The sequence below is a fragment of the Micromonospora sp. IBHARD003 genome, assembly GCF_056106285.1.
In genome coordinates this window covers 1,028,780-1,043,770 of record NZ_JBWBBX010000001.1, presented here as the reverse complement: position 1 = coordinate 1,043,770, position 14,991 = coordinate 1,028,780, and the positions used below count along the sequence as shown (strand labels likewise).

The window sequence follows — 14,991 nt, the reverse complement described above, 5'->3', positions numbered from 1 at the left end:
CCATGGGCACGCAGGGCCACACACAGATCTTCCAGGTGTCGACGCTCTACGGCGCGGCCACCCTGGCCGCGGCACTCGACGCCGGACAGTTCGGCGCGCACGCGGACGTCCGGCGGATCCTCCTGGTCTCGAACAACGCCGAGATCCCCGAGACCGCCGTGCGGCTCGACACGATGACGGGCTACGAACGGATCGCCGCCCGGTTCGACACGGTGATCGACTGGAACGACACCATCCGTCCCAACCACCCCGGCACCTGGGGGCCGCGCCCCGAGGAGACCCCGTTGTGGCAGCGGGCGCTGCGCACCGCATGGGGGCTCGGCAGCGGACCGGTCGAGGTGATCGTCGAATCCATCCAGGTCAACCCCGCGAGGGCGCTCGCCGCGATCTTCGCCGGAAGCCCGCTGGAGGTGTATGCCGACGGGCTGATGAGCTACGGCCCGACCCGCGCCGAGCTTCCGCAGTCCATCGCCTGCCGCGTCCGGCGTCTGCTGCACCTCGATCTCGTCCCCGGACTGCGCCCGCTGCTGCTGTCCGAGTACGGCGTCCCGACCGAGCTCGTACCGGACGATGCCTTCCGGGCCGTACTCGACGAGATCGCGGCGTCCGCCGCAGGGGACCGCGAGGTGACGAAGGCGGTCGAGGCCGCCCCCACCGCCCTGATGCTCGGTCAGTACCTGGCCGCACTCGGCATCCTCACCCCGGACGAGGAAGAGGATCTGCACGTCCGGATGCTGCGCGGTGCCGCGGAGGCCGGACACCGGTCGGTGATCTTCAAACCCCACCCGACCGCACCGGCCCGCTACTCGCGGGCGCTCGACGAGGCGGCCGTGGCGGCCGGGGTGAAGGTGACCGTTCTGAACGGTCCGCTGCTCGCCGAGACCTTCTACGAACGCTGTCGTCCCGAGCTCGTCGTCGGCTGCTTCTCCACCGCGATGTTCACGGCCTCCGTGTACTACGGCATTCCCATCGCACGCGTCGGCACCTCGACGGTCCTGGAGCGGCTCACGCCGTACGAGAACAGCAACCGGATGCCGCTGGTCGTCGTGGACCATCTCGTGCCCGACCTGGAGTCCGCCGCCGCCCCCGCCGTGCCCGGCGCCGCCCCCGGCTCCCTGGAGCCACTGGTCCGTGCGGTGGGCTACTGCATGCAACCCGGGATCCACCCCCTGCTGCGGGACGAGACCGCCGCGCTGCTGGCCGCCGGCGCCCCTCGCGACACCGCGGTCCGCTACTTCCCCCAGGGCCGGCTGACCGAACTCGGCCTTCCCGGCGGCGCGGCCCCGACCCGCCCGTCCCGGCTGCGCAGGAGTCTGGTGCGCGACACACGCGACACACGCGGCTGACGACGCACGGCGCACGACGCCGGGCAGGACGACGAGCGGGCGGTGGGGGACAGCCCTCAGGTGGGCTTGGAGGCCACCATCCCGATGGTCACCAGGCCGAGCACGATCCAGGCGAACCACAGCCAGCCGTTGCTGCCGAGGGCGACCGTGTAGGCCGTGATGACCACCAGGCTCGCGACGGTCAGCACACCCATCGTCTTCGCGGATCCGGACATACGCGTCCTCCTCCGGCCGGCGCCGTGGCTGGGGCCCTGGCCATGGCCGTGCAGCCATCGTGCGCCCGGGGACGGGCCCCGCGCCACTCTCCGGCACGGGATCCGCGTCAGGACCGCGGAGCTCAGCGCCCCCGGGCCTGCAGAGAGGCCAGGTAGGCGTTGTACGCCTCCAGCTCCTTGTCGCCGTCCCGGTCCGCAGCCCGGTCCTCGCGCACCGCCTGACGCTGCTCGGAGCGGTACCACTGGTAGACCAGCGCGATCAGCACCAGCACCGAAGGGATCTCGCTGAAGGCCCAGGCGATGCCGCCGGCCGCGGTCTGGTCGGACAGGGCGGTGATCCCGAGGGACGCCGGAGGATCGGCGTACGTCCGCACCATCGGCTCGCTCGCCATCATCAGGGCGATACCGAAGAACGCGTGGAACGGCATGCCCGCGAAGAGCTCCAGCATCCGCATCACATAGCCGGGGCGGTGCGGACCCGGGTCGACGCCCATGATCGGCCAGAAGAAGATCAGTCCGACGGCGAGGAAGTGCACCATCATCGCGATGTGCCCTGGCCTGGACCCCATCAGGAAGTCGAACAGCGAGGTGAAGTAGAGCCCGTACAGGCTCGCGATGAACATCGGGATCGTGAACGCGGGATGCGTGACGATCCGCATGTACCGGCTGTGCAGCAGCGCCAGCAGCAGTTCGCGCGGTCCCTTGGCGCCCCGCCCGGCCACCGGCAGCGCACGCAGGGCGAGAGTCACCGGGGCGCCCAGCAGCAGCAAGATCGGCGAGAGCATGCTGATCACCATGTGCTGCACCATGTGCACGCTGAACATGACCATGCCGTAGTCGTTCAGCTTGGTGCACATCACCAGGGCGATGCTCAGCACACCCACCGCGAAGGAGACCGTGCGGCCCGCGGACCAGGCGTCACCGCGGCGACGGAGCCGGACGACGCCCCAGCCGTACAGCCCGAGGGCGAGGAGACAGCCGGCCAGGAAGAACGAATCCGGGGACAGCTCCAGCCCGCGCCCCAGCGTGAACGGGGGCAGGTCCATCGGCATACCGTGCTCGCCATGGCCGCCGCCGTGCCCGCTGTGGTCCATCTGTGTACTCCTGGAGCGTCCCGATTCGCGCTTGATGTCCGCACCAGACTAGAACCGCCCCCGGGCGCAGCTGCGGCCGGGGGCGGATTCACGGACGTAGGAGGGCGGATTCGCGGACGTACGAGCGATCAGCGGACCCGCGCGCCGGTCACAGCACGCACTCGGCCTCGGCGTAGCGCTCGTCCGGGACCGTCTTGAGCGTCTCGACGGCCTGCGCCAGCGGCACCATCGTGATGTCCGTCCCGCGCAGCGCCGTCATCATCCCGAACTCGCCGCGGTGCGCGGCCTCCACCGCGTGCCAGCCGAAGCGGGTCGCGAGGACACGGTCGTACGCGGTCGGCGTGCCACCGCGCTGCACATGCCCGAGGATCACCGGCCGGGCCTCCTTGCCGAGCCGGTCCTCGAGCTCGACGGAGAGCTGCCGGGCGACTCCGGCGAAACGCTCGTGGCCGTAGACGTCCTTGCCGCCCTCGTCGAAGTCCATACTTCCCTCGCGCGGCTTGGCGCCTTCGGCGACCACGACGATCGCGAACCGCTTGCCCGCCTCGAAGCGCGCGCCCACCCGCTTCGTCAGCTCGTCGATGTCGAAGGGCCGCTCGGGCACCACGATGGCGTGCGCGCCCGCAGCCATACCGGAGTGCAGCGCGATCCAGCCGGTGTGCCGGCCCATGACCTCGACGATCAGGACGCGCTGGTGCGACTCGGCGGTGGTCTTCAGCCGGTCCAGGGCGTCGGTCGCGACACCGACCGCGGTGTCGAAGCCGAACGTCACATCGGTCGACGCGATGTCGTTGTCGATGGTCTTCGGCACGCCGACGATCGGCAGACCGGCCTCGGAAAGGAGATTGGCGGCCTTGAGCGTGCCCTCGCCGCCGATCGGGATGATCGCGTCGAGGCCGAGCTCGGCGACATGCCCCTTGGCGCGCTCGACGCCGTCGACCAGATGCGCGGGCTGCACGCGCGAGGAGCCGAGGATCGTGCCGCCGCGCGCCAGGATGCCGGCGACCGCGTCCAGGTCGAGCTTGCGGTAGTCGGCTTCCAGAAGGCCCTTCCAGCCGTCGTGGAAGCCGATGACCTCGTCGCCGTGGTCGACGACAGCGCGGTGCACGACGGAACGGATGACCGCGTTCAGACCGGGGCAGTCGCCTCCGGAGGTGAGGACACCAATGCGCATGAGCCCGAATACCTTTGCAACGTGGGCTGACTCCCGGACCACGTTGTCCGGTGGGATTCCCGCCACCCTACCGGCGTGAGGGGCCCTGAGCCGAACCGGACGTCCGCCCAGTGGACACCGGCGCAGATGTGCGAAAGGCCCGGCGGATGAGCGCCGGGCCGTTCGCAGTGGACACCGCTCAGGCGGGCTGTGTGGCGGCCATGATGCGCTCGCCCCGCAGCGCCTCGTACCAGCGGTCGTCGGTGGGCGGAAGCGCGTTCACGTCCAGGGCCAGCTTCAGCAGCAGATCCGCGATCTGCGGATTGCGGGCCATCACCGGACCGTGCATGTACGTGCCGAACACGGTGTCGTTGTACGCCCCCTCGGTGCCGTCGCCGGTGCCGTTGCCCTTGCCGAGCACGGTGCGGGCGAACGGGCGGGCCGCTGGGCCGAGATGGGTGATGCCCTGGTGGTTCTCGAAGCCCGTCAGCTGGGGCAGGCCGAGGCGCGGGTCGATGTCGGCCAGCACATCGCCGACGCACCGCTCGCCCTCGCCGCGGGTGGAGACGACGTCGAGCAGCCCGAGCCCGGGCTCCGGCCGGCCGAGGTCGTTGACGAACTCGTGGCCGAGGATCTGGTACCCGGCGCAGACCGAGAAGATGATCGCGCCGTTGGAGGCGGCACGGCTGAGGCCGCCGTCACGGCGCAGCCGCTCGGCCGCGAGGCGCTGCGGCCGGTCCTCGCCGCCGCCGATGAGGTAGATGTCGCCGGAGGTCGGCACCGGCTGGTCGCTGCGGACGTCGACGCGGGTGACGCCGAGTCCGCGCTGCCGGGCGCGGCGCTCCACGACCAGGGCGTTGCCCTGGTCCCCGTACGTGCTGAGCAGGTCCGGGTAGACCCAGACGAGACGCAGACTGCTGTCGCTCATGCTCGAATCCTCTGCGATCAGTTGCCGACGCGGCGGCGTACGTCCTGGAAGGCGGTGTAGTTGGCGATGAGCTCGATCCGTCCGGGCGGAGCGGCCTGCACGGCCGCGTCGAGGGTGTCGCAGACCCGGAAGTCGAGGCCCGCGACCTCGAGCCGCACGGCCAGGTCCAGCCTGCGGTCGCCGATCACGAAGATCGGGTGCCCGGCGAGCCGGGTGTAGTCGACGTCCCACAGCCAGGAGGTGTCGGTGCCGTCGGCGCCCCGGGCGTTGACGGAGAGGATCACCGGCGTCGGCGGCGGGTCGATCAGCGAGAAGGTCTCGAGCCAGCCCGCCGGGTTCTTCGCCAGCAGCAGCCGCACGTCACGGCCGAGGAAGGAGACGACGTCGTAGCGTCCAGCGACCGCCTGCACCTGGTACATCCGCTCCAGGGCGACCTGCGGCGGCACTCCGAAGACGGCGGCGACGGCGGCGGAGGTCGCGGCGTTCGCCTTGTTGGCGCGGCCGGGGAGCTGCAGATGGATCGGCCACGCCGAACCGTGCGGATCGAGGACGTAGTCGCCGTTCAGCGCCCAGCTCACGGCGGGGCGGCGGAAGCCGCACTCACCGCAGAACCAGTCGTCTCCCGGGCGCTGCAGCACACCGCCGCAGGAGGGGCAGGACCAGGCGTCGTCCTTCCACTCCTGCCCGGCGGCCACCCACACCACGGTCTGGGACGAGGACGCGGCCCACACGATCAGTGGGTCGTCGGCGTTGGCGATGACCACGGCTTTGGTGCCGGACAGGCCCTCACGCCACTTCTCGGCCAGCATCCGGGTCTCGGCCGCGCGGTCCAGCTGGTCGCGGGAGAGGTTGAGCAGGGCGATGGCCTTGGGGGTGGTGTCGCGGGCGACACCGGCGAGGTACTTCTCGTCGACCTCGATCACGCCGTAGCGGGCGTCGGAGCCGCCGGCGAGCGCCGAGGTGATGCCCGCGGGCATGTTCGCGCCCAGTGCGTTCGAGACGACCGGGCCGCTGGCCCGCAGAGCCTCGGCGATCAGCCGGGTGGTGGTGGTCTTGCCGTTGGTCGCCGAGACCAGGACGACATCGAGGTGCTGGGCCAGGCGGCTCAGCAGATCCGGGTCGAGTTTGAGCGCCACCCGGCCGCCGATCACCGATCCGCTGCCACGTCCCGCCGCGCGCGACACCGCCGCTGCGGCCTTGCCCGCCTGCACGGCCAGCTTGGCCCGCGGCGTCAGCGGCTCTGCGTTGCCAGGGTGTCCTGCCATCGTCCTTGATCCTCCTTGCGTCGGTCGGGGTTCAGCCTATCGACCTTCGGCCAACGCCCCGTACCCCGGCTCCACGGCGAAAGCCGGAGGTCATCGCGGAGACGGGCGGAACGTAGGCTTGCCGCCATGCGAAACCGTTCGATCCCCGGCAGTTCCGGACTCGTACGCGCCATGAGCCTGCTCGGAGATCCGGTGCTGCACGCTCCGTGCGAGCCCGTGACGGATTTCGGCCCGTCCCTCGCGGCGCTCGTCGAGGACTTGTTCGCCACCATGTACGCGGCCCAGGGCGTCGGCCTCGCGGCGAACCAGATCGGCGTCCCGCTGCGGGTCTTCGTCTACGACTGCCCCGACGACGAGGACGTCCGCCATCTCGGGCACATCGTCAACCCCCGGCTCGTCACGGCCGACGGGGTCACGGTGCGCGGACCGGAGGGCTGTCTCTCGCTGCCCGGTGTCGAGGCGGGCACGCCCCGCTTCGACCATGCCGTCGTCGAGGGCGTCACGCTGGACGGCCGGCCCGTGCGGGTGGACGGCACTGGCTTCTTCGCCCGCTGTCTGCAGCACGAGTGCGACCACCTGGAGGGCGGGATCTATCTCGACCATGTGGCCGGCCTGCGCCGCAGGCGCGCCCTGAGGGCGGTGCGGCGGGCGCCGTGGGCGCGCGGCCGCACGCTTCCCGAGGCGCTGTAGGAGCCTCGGGAGGGGCTGTGACGGGACGGCCCGTCACAGCTTCCACGGGGGTTCTAGAACCCCGGACCGCCGTCGCGGTCCTCCACCTCGGCGAGCCGCCCCCACAGGAGGTCGACCAGGCTCGTCACCAACTGGGCGCGGGAGCAGGGGCGCTCGCCGAGCCACCAGTCGCCGGCGGCGTGCATCATGCCGACGATCCCGTGCCCCCACACCCTGGCCAGCTCACCGCCGCCGGGGCCGAGATCCACGCGGTCCTCGATGACCTTGGCCAGCTCCTCGCCGAGACGGCGCAGCAGCGGCGCCGAGTGGCGGCCGACGTCGAAGCCGCGCTCGGTGTGCTCGGCCACGCTGATGTCGTCGGCCGGGTGCATGAGGAAGCGGTAGACCTGCGGTCTGGCCTCGATCGCCGCGAGATACGTGTCGATGGTGTTCTCCACGCGTCCGCGCCGGTCCGCGGGGGCGTCCACCGCGGCGCGCAGGGCGTCCAGCAGAGCGTCGGTGTGGCGCTTGGCAAGGGCGCGGTAGAGCCCGCCCTTGTCGCCGAAGTGCCGGTAGAGGATCGGCTTGGTGATCCCGGCCTCCGCCGCGATGGCGTTCATCGAGGCCTTCGGCCCGTCCCGGAGCACCACACGGTCCGCGGCTTCGAGCAGCTCGCGCCGCCGCTGGTCCGCCGACCGCTGCTGATCGGTCTGCTGAGTGGTGGTGTCCATAGCGTTCTCCCCGCCCGTACGTGTTCCTTGAGGCCTGCGCAACGTAACACTCCGCAGGGGATCGGCGCCGAACCCGCTGGTTGCGGTTGACAGCGCTTACTTGGCAGTAACAGACTGTGGTTACCGCTAGTAACATGCGGATGGGTGTACATCAGGAGGGGACATGACCGAGTTCGCGCTCGATCTCAACGACGACCAGAAGCAGGTCCGTGACTGGCTGCACGGCTTCGCCAGGGACGTGATCCGCCCGGCCGCCGCGGAGTGGGACGAGCGCGAGGAGACCCCCTGGCCGGTCATCCAGGAGGCCGCCAAGGTGGGGATCTACTCCCTGGACTTCTACGCCCAGCAGTACTTCGACCCCACCGGTCTCGGCGTTCCGGTGGCGATGGAGGAGCTCTTCTGGGGAGACGCGGGCATCGCCCTGTCCATCGTCGGCACCGGACTCGCCGCGGTCGGCGTGCTCGCCAACGGCACCGAGGAGCAGATCGGCACCTGGATCCCGCAGATGTACGGCGACGTCGACGACGTCAAGGTCGCCGCCTTCTGCTCGTCCGAGCCCGACGCGGGATCCGACGTCGGCTCGATGCGCACGCGCGCCGTCTACGACGAGGCCAAGGACGAGTGGGTCCTCAACGGCACCAAGACCTGGGCGACGAACGGCGGCATCGCCAACGTCCACGTCGTCGTCGCCGTGGTCGACCCGGAGCTCGGCAGCAAGGGCCACGCCTCCTTCATCGTCCCCCCGGACACCCCCGGTCTTGCCCAGGGCCAGAAGTTCAAGAAGCACGGCATCCGCGCCTCCCACACCGCCGAGGTCGTCCTCGACGACGTCCGGGTCCCCGGTCACTGCCTGCTCGGGGGCAAGGAGAAGCTCGACGAGCGTCTGGCCCGCGCCCATGAGCGGGCCAGGGCAGGGGGCGGCGAGCGGGTGAAGAACGCCGCCATGGCCACCTTCGAGGCCTCCCGCCCCGCCGTCGGCGCCATGGCGGTCGGCACGGCCCGGGCCGCCTACGACTACGCACTCGACTACGCCAAGAGCCGCGAGCAGTTCGGCCGCCCGATCATCGACAACCAGGGCGTCGCCTTCCAGCTCGCCGACATGCGCACCCAGATCGACGCCGCCCGGCTGCTGGTCTGGCGCGCCTCCTGGATGGCGGTGAGCGGCAAGCCGTTCACGGCCGCCGAGGGGTCGATGTCCAAGCTCTTCGCCAGCGAGGTCGCCAAGAAGGTCACCGCCCAGGCGGTCCAGATCCTCGGCGGCAACGGCTTCACCCGCGAGTACCCGGTGGAGCGCATGCACCGGGACAGCGCGATCTACACGATCTTCGAAGGCACCAGCGAGATCCAGCGCCTGGTGATCGCGCGCACGCTGTCGGGGATGCCGATCCGCTAGGGCGAAATGGCAGCAGGACGCGCATGGATCGTACCCCCGGAAGCAGCCCCTCCACGTCTACGAGAGGGGGCTGTTTCTGCATCTCGGAATGATCCATTACGAGTTGGAAGAAATCTGGGAGATCAACCGCGCAGGCCCGACAATGACGCTGGCGAGGCCGCTGGCGGACTGGATCTTCCCGCGCGCGCCTGAGTCACTTGATGCTTTTCTCACCGCATGGCCAGGTGACTTGCTGGCTGCCTTGGTTGGTGGAAGCCGGCGACGGCGAAGCCCTCGCCGGCGGTGGCCGGGTCTGCCGTGCGCAGCTCAGCCAGGTAGGTTCACCAGGGCATAGCTGAGCGCTGCGGGGTCCAGGCTGGCCCGGTCCTGCATGACGTCCGTGATCCGATGCGAGCACTGGGTGTCCGAGTACAACACCAGAGTCTTGCCGTCTCCGAAACCCCGGGATGCCGAGCGGGCGGCGGAGATACCCAGACTACTCACGGCGCGGCAGCCGGTGACATTCGGCAGCACGGCTTTGTCGCCTGTGAAGGCTGTCCCGGCGAACAGGCAGTAGCCGCTCTGCTGGCAGTTCTCCGATACGTCAGCCCCGACAGGCGCCATGCCGGTCGTGGCTGACATGCCCGCGGCTATGAGAACCCCCGTCAGCAGTTTCGCTGCTGCGCTCATCAACACGTGCTCCTCACGATGTCGTCTTGGTACCTGGAGCAATCCCGAGAACCTCCAGGAGTGCCGAGTGGATGTTCCGGTATCGGTTCTCGGCCTCGTTGAGGTCGGTGGGAACGTGACCTGTTCCTGCTTCGGTGATCAGCATCCAGGGCAGCTCTAGGCGGGTTGCCTCATCGGCCACGAGCTTGCTGTGCTGCCATTGCGTCACCTCGTCTTCGCTGCCGTGGATGAGGAAGACACGCTGCCCGGGAGCCGTGGTGGACAGGTGCTGAGGATCGAAGACCCGTTCTGCCGGTGCCGCCGACGCGGCGAGTTCGAACCGGGTTCCGAACCAGTCCTGGTAGGAGGGGTCTGCCGCTGCCGCCTGCTCTGCATGGCGTCGGACGTCGATGAGCGGGGCACTGGCAACCGCGCCGGCGAGGTCGTTTCGGAGGACACAGCCCAGCAGGGCGAGCGCGCCGCCGAAACTTCCGCCGAGAAGAGCCATGCCAGCCGGGAGGACTCCCCATTCCGCGGCGGCCGCGATGCATGACTCCACGTCCTCCCGGAACGCGGTGGTCCAGGTCTTCCACGCTCGCTGTGTGTGGGCCGGACCGTAGCCGGTGGAGCCGCAGTAGTTGAGCCCCATGACAGCCACACCGGCGTCGAGGAGTTCGCGATACAGACCGTCCCAACGGAGTTCGTCGCGTTCCAGGGACTCGGGTCCGCCGTGGAGCGAGACCACAGCTGCCACCGGAGGCTGCTCCGGTAGGTACAAGAGCACTGGTGTCCGGCCGTACCAGACGTGGGACAGCGTCGCCTGTCCAGCGTAGGGGGGCACTTCGCCCCTGGACTGGTGCAGGCCTCCGTCGTGGTCCAGCCAGATCCAGGAGGAGCCTTCCAGCGTTGAGACCTGGTACATCCCGATCCCGCGCGGCCCGGTGGCCCGGATGCGTATCCGGCCGGTGCCGTTCAGGGGAAGCGGTGTGTTCTCGTCGTTCTTCGGGTCCCACACGTGCAAGGTGTCCGAGCCCTCGACGGTGGCGACCACGAGGACATGTCCGCTGCCGTCACGCACGAGGCGTGCATCATCGACATGTCCGGCCAGGCAGGTGACCGGGACCGGAGAGGAACCGGTGAGGTCCCATACCGCGAGGCGGCTTTCGGCACCCGGAGGCGTCTCGACGAGCAGGCTGCGCCCCTCCCAGCCGTCCGCCCACCGGGCAGCGACCGACTGCGGGGCGGCCTGCGACAGCGGACGTTCCAGGTGCAGCATGGGATCCCAGGGCCCACGGTCCTCGCGGACGACGGCCGCGTCGTACCGGAGGTCCCAGTAGACCAACTGTCCGGATGCAACGGGCCGGTGGGTCTGCACCCGTTTGCCGACACCGATCTGGTGGAACTCGACGGATCCCGCGGCGTCCTCGACCGTGAGCACCAGACAGTGGGCTCCTGCTTCGTCCCAGCCATGCACCACATCCGTCAGGGTCCAGTGGCCGTGCTCCGCTGGCGGCAACGAGGCGTGCCACCGCTCGCTTACCCCGCTCAGGCCGGTCTCCACAACGACGACACCTGTGTCGTTCATGTGCAAGGCGACGAACACTTCACGTGATTCGACGAACAGGACGGCGTCACCGTCGAGAGTGACGCGTGCATCGGTCGGGGCGCCCGCCGCTTCAACGGGTACGCCGATGTGCAGGGCACCGTCGTCCTGGACAGACCCCAGGACTGGGCCGGTGTCCCACGAGAGGAGGAACCGGCCGCGCTCGGTGAAGAAGGCCTCGGATACGTGGCGCTGTGGGGTGGCGTCAGGAAGCCGCATGCGCACTCTGCCTTTCCGGATCGGCCTCGGCGAATCTGCGCAGACGGCCGTAGAAGGTCGGTACGAGCACTGCGTTGGCCAGGGTGAGCCCTGTGGCGATGAGCACCGTGTGGGAGCTGTCAAGTTGGTGATACAGCCAGCCGCCCACTGCACCGCCCAGGGAGTCTCCAGCCAGGAAGGCACTCTGCACGAGCCCGAAGAGAACTCCGGCGAGGGCACTGGGGAAGGCACTCAACTGCAGCAGTTCCTGGGAGACGGTTGCTCCGAGCAGGAAGGCGCCGCGCGCCGCCAAAGCGAAGGCGGCCAACCAAGGGCTCACAGACAGGGCGAGAATCAGGGTGGCTGCCGCGCAGCAGCTCTCAGAGACCAGAAAGACCGTCAGAGGGGAACGCTCGCGCAGGTACTTGCCGGCGACGGCTGCTGCGGTCAGCCGGACGACGCTGGCCACGGCGAGCACGACACCGACGAGAGCCAAGGGCACGCCCCGCTGGGCAAGCAGCAACGGGAGGTACGGGCTGAGGATGCTGACGTAGGAGCCCATCAGGAATCCGAGACCGACAATGCCGAGCGCTAGGCCCCTGTGCTGTCGGAACACCGTGGCGAACCCCGCCTCGCCGCCCTTTGCCCGGCCGTCGGAGATCGCGCTCGTCTGGCTTGGGGGAATGAGGAAAAGTCCGGACAGAACACAGCCTGCGGCTAGGAGCAGCACACAGACGTAGCCCCGGTCACCCGCGCCGATCAACGCGGCCAGCGCTCCGGCGGTCCCCATGCCGAGTGCCGTTCCGGCCTGGTTCATGAACTCCCGGCGGGAGACGATGCCGGCCCGCTGCTCCTCAGTTGTGTTGTGCAAGGTCCAAGTGCGCAGACCGATGAACACGGATGAGGCTCCGACACCCGCCACGAGGCCGGAAGCCACCGCGACGAGGGCACTGTCGTGGACGATGCGCAGTGTCATGCCAGCCGAGTAGAGGACGGTGCCCCCGAGGAGCACCGCTCTCGATCCCCACCGGTCCGAGAGTCGGCCTATGAACACCGACGTTGTGCCGGCGACGGCCATCGCGGTGTACGAGAGGCCGAAGTTCACAAGATCGTCATGCGCGTTGAAGTACAGCGGCTGCACTGTCTTCGAAAGCCACATACCGGTGAAGAACATGAAGGTGTAGGCCACGACGCGACGGGCGCCCGGGACCGGCAGGCTTCGATCTGATGGCGTGGCTGGAGAGGAACGCATTGACGCCTTCTGGGCTTTGGACACAAGATCCCTTGCTTCGGGCACGCCGGGCTTCGGGGACGGCGTGCTGCGGTCACGCCATTGCGGCCGCCACTTGTTCGAGGTTGGCGTGGGCGTCGGGGTCGTCTGGCGTGAGTGCGACGACCTCTTCCAACGCCGACCGGGCTTCGGGAAGGTTCCCGAGCTGTGCGTGCTGCTCGGCCGCCAGTGTCAGGAGCTTGACCGCCTGCTCACGCGGGAGCAGGGTGTGGTCCAGGCTGCAGGCCAGCCGCAGTGCCCCTTCCGGTTGCGCGGACTCGGCCAGAAGGTACGCGTAGTCGTACAGCGTTTCGACGTCCTGCGGGTCGCATTCATGCGCGACGCGGTACGCGTCGAGGGCCTCCGTCGTCTTTCCAAGCTGCATGTATGTGAACCCCAGAAGAGAATGCGCCTCCTGAATGGAGGGCGCCAGGTTCCTGGCTTCCAGGAGGCTGGCCAGTGCTTCGTTGAACCGCTCCATACTCAGATAGCAGTGAGCGAGTTCCATGTGATATTCGGGCATCTTTCCATCGACACCCAGCAATTCGAGATAGGTCTCGATGGCAGAGTCAAGCCTGCCGATTCTCCTGTAGCACTGTGCCAGATTGTAAATCAGTACCGTCTGATGCATGCGGTGGATTGCAGTGCCACTGCGGAGCTTCGCTATCCCCGATGTCAGATGTTCGATCGCCGCATCTACGCGCCCGCGCCGGAATTCCACAAGAGCATAACCGTTGCGATTGAAGACCCGGTGGAAGGTGAGATCCCGGTCGTCGTCCTCGTCCACCCGGTCGAGCGCTGCGTATCCGTGTTCCAGGTACTCAGCGGTCCGGTCGAGGGAGCGTAGGTGGCTAGGGTGATGGCGCGCATAGAGCATGGAGAGTGCATAGTCCGCTCCGGCCACACCGACGGAGTCCGGGTCGCTGCGCCACCTCAGATAACAGAACTCCGCCTCCAGGGTCCTGCCCTGCATGGTGTACGCCAGGCCCAGGCGCCCCCAGACGGCCGGCACGTCGCGCTGGGGCTGTATGCCCCGAAGAATCCGCTCGGCCGTCCAGCTGTCGCCGACGCTCAGATACTCCACGGCCTGTTCGTACAGGTAGTCCAGATCGGACTCCGACAGTGTCACGACCTGAGCGAAGAGCCGGTTGACGCTCTCTTCCCGAGGGTTCTTCGGAGGATGTGTGATGGCGGCGGAATCGCCCTCGCCCACCTGGAGCCGCACCTTGACGTCGTGCCCCGGCAGAGTTGCCAGCGTCTCAAGAAAGAGCCGACTGCCCTCGTCGAGAATCTCGGCGTGGGTCACCTCGACGACGCAGGGTCCTACGGCGGACAGCCAAGCCCTTCCAACATCACGGAAGTTGCGGGTGAGGCGGTCCTTGAGGAAGAACCGGATGCGGTCCTGAGCCTGCGCGGCGTCTGTGAGACTGGCTTCGCTGCCGATACCGGAGCAGGACGGGTCGTCGGGGGAGATCAGCTTGAGCCCGATGAGTGCTTCCCGCGGCCAGTGGGCCCTGTCCGTCACACTGATCAGCGCCTTGACCGGCGAAAAGCTCACGACTCCACGATCGGCTGAAACCACGAAATGGCGCACCCTGGACCCCCGTTTTCCCTTGCACGTTTGTTCCGCCGGGGAATCAATCGTGCCCGTGAGGGGCAGGGAATCCCTGCCCCTCACGAATTTGCGTCGCCTCGGATTAGACCGGGGCGTTGTACATCACAGAAAACGTGACCTTCTTGGCGGTGGGAGCAGCCTTGATGAGCTTCATCGCAATCTCCTTTCCCGTTTGCCAGGCGGTTGCCCGGCATGGATCAAGGTTTACCTAGGGCCCTTTCGAAGGGCAACTTCTTTTTGGGCGACCGAGGCCGTGACATGGGTCACCGTCATTCAGGGTTTGCGGGTTGCCGATGCGTTTGAGTCATTCTCGAAAGACTTGGAACCTTCCGCGCGGCCCGGCAGATCCCCCTCTACCCCTTGCCATTCGACGCAAGCAGCCCGCCAGATCGTGCGACTCTTTGGGTCGCATTCCAGTCACGGTCTGCAGGTGCTTTGCTAACCGGAGCACCGGTTTCCGGGGCATGAAACACCGGCTTAGCGCGCAGCGCAATGAACATGCCGGAGAAGCGGTGGATGGAAGCAGTGGGCGGAAGCAGTGAAGATACCGTAACGGCGACAAAGTCCCTGGTATAGAGCCAGGCGCACGGGTGTAAGCGCGTGGGTTCCGCGATTGCCAGTGCATGGCAACACTCGCCACTCGCCGCTTCAGCTCCTGGTCGACCTCGTACCGGTTCTGCCCGGTCTGCTCGGCCCACGCGGTGACAGAGGCCTGTACTTTCTCGGCGGCGTCGAGCCACGGCCGCCACGCTTCCTTGGAGTATCCGCCGGCAGTCGCCTGCTCCTGCGCTGCAACAGCCTCCCGCTGCAGCTCGATGAGCTCGTCAGAGCTACGGCGCTCCCCCGGCTACCGCTGGGAGGTA

At 68.5% G+C, this 14,991-nt stretch carries 13 protein-coding genes; 3 read left to right on the top strand and 10 right to left on the bottom strand.

Features of this window, described 5'->3' with window-relative positions:
- Positions 1–2 precede the first annotated feature (2 nt).
- Complete coding sequence (locus tag ACTWOL_RS04455) at positions 3–1,346, top strand: polysialyltransferase family glycosyltransferase (protein ID WP_474294530.1); 1,344 nt, start codon at positions 3–5, stop codon at positions 1,344–1,346.
- Positions 1,347–1,402: 56 nt separating this feature from the next.
- Here ACTWOL_RS04455 and ACTWOL_RS04450 read toward each other — a convergent pair whose 3' ends face one another.
- From ACTWOL_RS04450 to ACTWOL_RS04430, 5 genes are all read right to left on the bottom strand, one after another.
- Positions 1,403–1,561: a hypothetical protein gene (locus tag ACTWOL_RS04450; RefSeq protein WP_474294528.1), complete on the bottom strand. Its 159-nt coding sequence runs from the start codon at positions 1,559–1,561 to the stop codon at positions 1,403–1,405.
- Positions 1,562–1,683: 122 nt separating this feature from the next.
- Positions 1,684–2,655, bottom strand: a complete 972-nt coding sequence (locus ACTWOL_RS04445) for a cytochrome c oxidase assembly protein (RefSeq protein WP_474294526.1) — start codon at positions 2,653–2,655, stop codon at positions 1,684–1,686.
- 148 nt (positions 2,656–2,803) lie between these two features.
- Positions 2,804–3,829, bottom strand: coding sequence for a 6-phosphofructokinase (locus ACTWOL_RS04440; RefSeq protein WP_474294524.1), 1,026 nt, complete (start codon positions 3,827–3,829; stop codon positions 2,804–2,806).
- 178 nt (positions 3,830–4,007) lie between these two features.
- Positions 4,008–4,736 carry a type 1 glutamine amidotransferase gene (locus tag ACTWOL_RS04435; protein ID WP_474294522.1) on the bottom strand — a complete coding sequence of 243 codons (729 nt, stop codon included), beginning with the start codon at positions 4,734–4,736 and terminating at the stop codon, positions 4,008–4,010.
- A gap of 17 nt (positions 4,737–4,753) precedes the next feature.
- On the bottom strand, positions 4,754–6,001 hold the full coding sequence (locus tag ACTWOL_RS04430; RefSeq protein WP_474294520.1) for a MurT ligase domain-containing protein: 1,248 nt from the start codon (positions 5,999–6,001) through the stop codon (positions 4,754–4,756).
- Between the two features lie 126 nt (positions 6,002–6,127).
- Between ACTWOL_RS04430 and def the strand changes: the two genes are divergently transcribed.
- The gene (gene def, locus ACTWOL_RS04425) at positions 6,128–6,691 is read left to right on the top strand and encodes a peptide deformylase (protein ID WP_474294518.1); all 564 of its coding nucleotides are present in this window, start codon (positions 6,128–6,130) and stop codon (positions 6,689–6,691) included.
- 53 nt (positions 6,692–6,744) lie between these two features.
- On the opposite strand, the gene ACTWOL_RS04420 is transcribed toward def, so the two are convergent.
- Positions 6,745–7,401 carry a TetR/AcrR family transcriptional regulator gene (locus ACTWOL_RS04420; protein ID WP_474294516.1) on the bottom strand — a complete coding sequence of 219 codons (657 nt, stop codon included), beginning with the start codon at positions 7,399–7,401 and terminating at the stop codon, positions 6,745–6,747.
- A gap of 163 nt (positions 7,402–7,564) precedes the next feature.
- Between ACTWOL_RS04420 and ACTWOL_RS04415 the strand changes: the two genes are divergently transcribed.
- Complete coding sequence (locus ACTWOL_RS04415; RefSeq protein WP_474294514.1) at positions 7,565–8,794, top strand: acyl-CoA dehydrogenase family protein; 1,230 nt, start codon at positions 7,565–7,567, stop codon at positions 8,792–8,794.
- Positions 8,795–9,100: 306 nt separating this feature from the next.
- Here ACTWOL_RS04415 and ACTWOL_RS04410 read toward each other — a convergent pair whose 3' ends face one another.
- The 4 genes from ACTWOL_RS04410 to ACTWOL_RS04395 all read right to left on the bottom strand — a co-directional run bounded on the left by ACTWOL_RS04410 (position 9,101) and on the right by ACTWOL_RS04395 (position 14,071).
- On the bottom strand, positions 9,101–9,463 hold the full coding sequence (locus ACTWOL_RS04410) for a hypothetical protein (protein WP_474294512.1): 363 nt from the start codon (positions 9,461–9,463) through the stop codon (positions 9,101–9,103).
- A gap of 13 nt (positions 9,464–9,476) precedes the next feature.
- Entirely contained in the window at positions 9,477–11,264 is a 1,788-nt protein-coding gene (locus tag ACTWOL_RS04405) for an alpha/beta hydrolase family protein (protein ID WP_474294510.1), read from the bottom strand.
- Positions 11,251–12,432, bottom strand: a complete 1,182-nt coding sequence (locus ACTWOL_RS04400) for an MFS transporter (RefSeq protein WP_474294508.1) — start codon at positions 12,430–12,432, stop codon at positions 11,251–11,253. Before ACTWOL_RS04400 ends, ACTWOL_RS04405 begins: the two co-directional genes overlap by 14 nt.
- Before the next feature lie 136 nt (positions 12,433–12,568).
- Complete coding sequence (locus tag ACTWOL_RS04395; protein ID WP_474294506.1) at positions 12,569–14,071, bottom strand: tetratricopeptide repeat protein; 1,503 nt, start codon at positions 14,069–14,071, stop codon at positions 12,569–12,571.
- Positions 14,072–14,991: the final 920 nt, after the last annotated feature.

Bases quoted from the DNA above. Each gene is read 5' to 3' on its own strand.
- ACTWOL_RS04455 (WP_474294530.1), top strand. From the start codon at position 3: ATGGGCACGCAGGGCCACACACAGATCTTCCAGGTGTCGACGCTCTAC.
- ACTWOL_RS04450 (WP_474294528.1), bottom strand. From the start codon at position 1,561: ATGTCCGGATCCGCGAAGACGATGGGTGTGCTGACCGTCGCGAGCCTG.
- ACTWOL_RS04445 (WP_474294526.1), bottom strand. From the start codon at position 2,655: ATGGACCACAGCGGGCACGGCGGCGGCCATGGCGAGCACGGTATGCCG.
- ACTWOL_RS04440 (WP_474294524.1), bottom strand. From the start codon at position 3,829: ATGCGCATTGGTGTCCTCACCTCCGGAGGCGACTGCCCCGGTCTGAAC.
- ACTWOL_RS04435 (WP_474294522.1), bottom strand. From the start codon at position 4,736: ATGAGCGACAGCAGTCTGCGTCTCGTCTGGGTCTACCCGGACCTGCTC.
- ACTWOL_RS04430 (WP_474294520.1), bottom strand. From the start codon at position 6,001: ATGGCAGGACACCCTGGCAACGCAGAGCCGCTGACGCCGCGGGCCAAG.
- def (WP_474294518.1), top strand. From the start codon at position 6,128: ATGCGAAACCGTTCGATCCCCGGCAGTTCCGGACTCGTACGCGCCATG.
- ACTWOL_RS04420 (WP_474294516.1), bottom strand. From the start codon at position 7,401: ATGGACACCACCACTCAGCAGACCGATCAGCAGCGGTCGGCGGACCAG.
- ACTWOL_RS04415 (WP_474294514.1), top strand. From the start codon at position 7,565: ATGACCGAGTTCGCGCTCGATCTCAACGACGACCAGAAGCAGGTCCGT.
- ACTWOL_RS04410 (WP_474294512.1), bottom strand. From the start codon at position 9,463: ATGAGCGCAGCAGCGAAACTGCTGACGGGGGTTCTCATAGCCGCGGGC.
- ACTWOL_RS04405 (WP_474294510.1), bottom strand. From the start codon at position 11,264: ATGCGGCTTCCTGACGCCACCCCACAGCGCCACGTATCCGAGGCCTTC.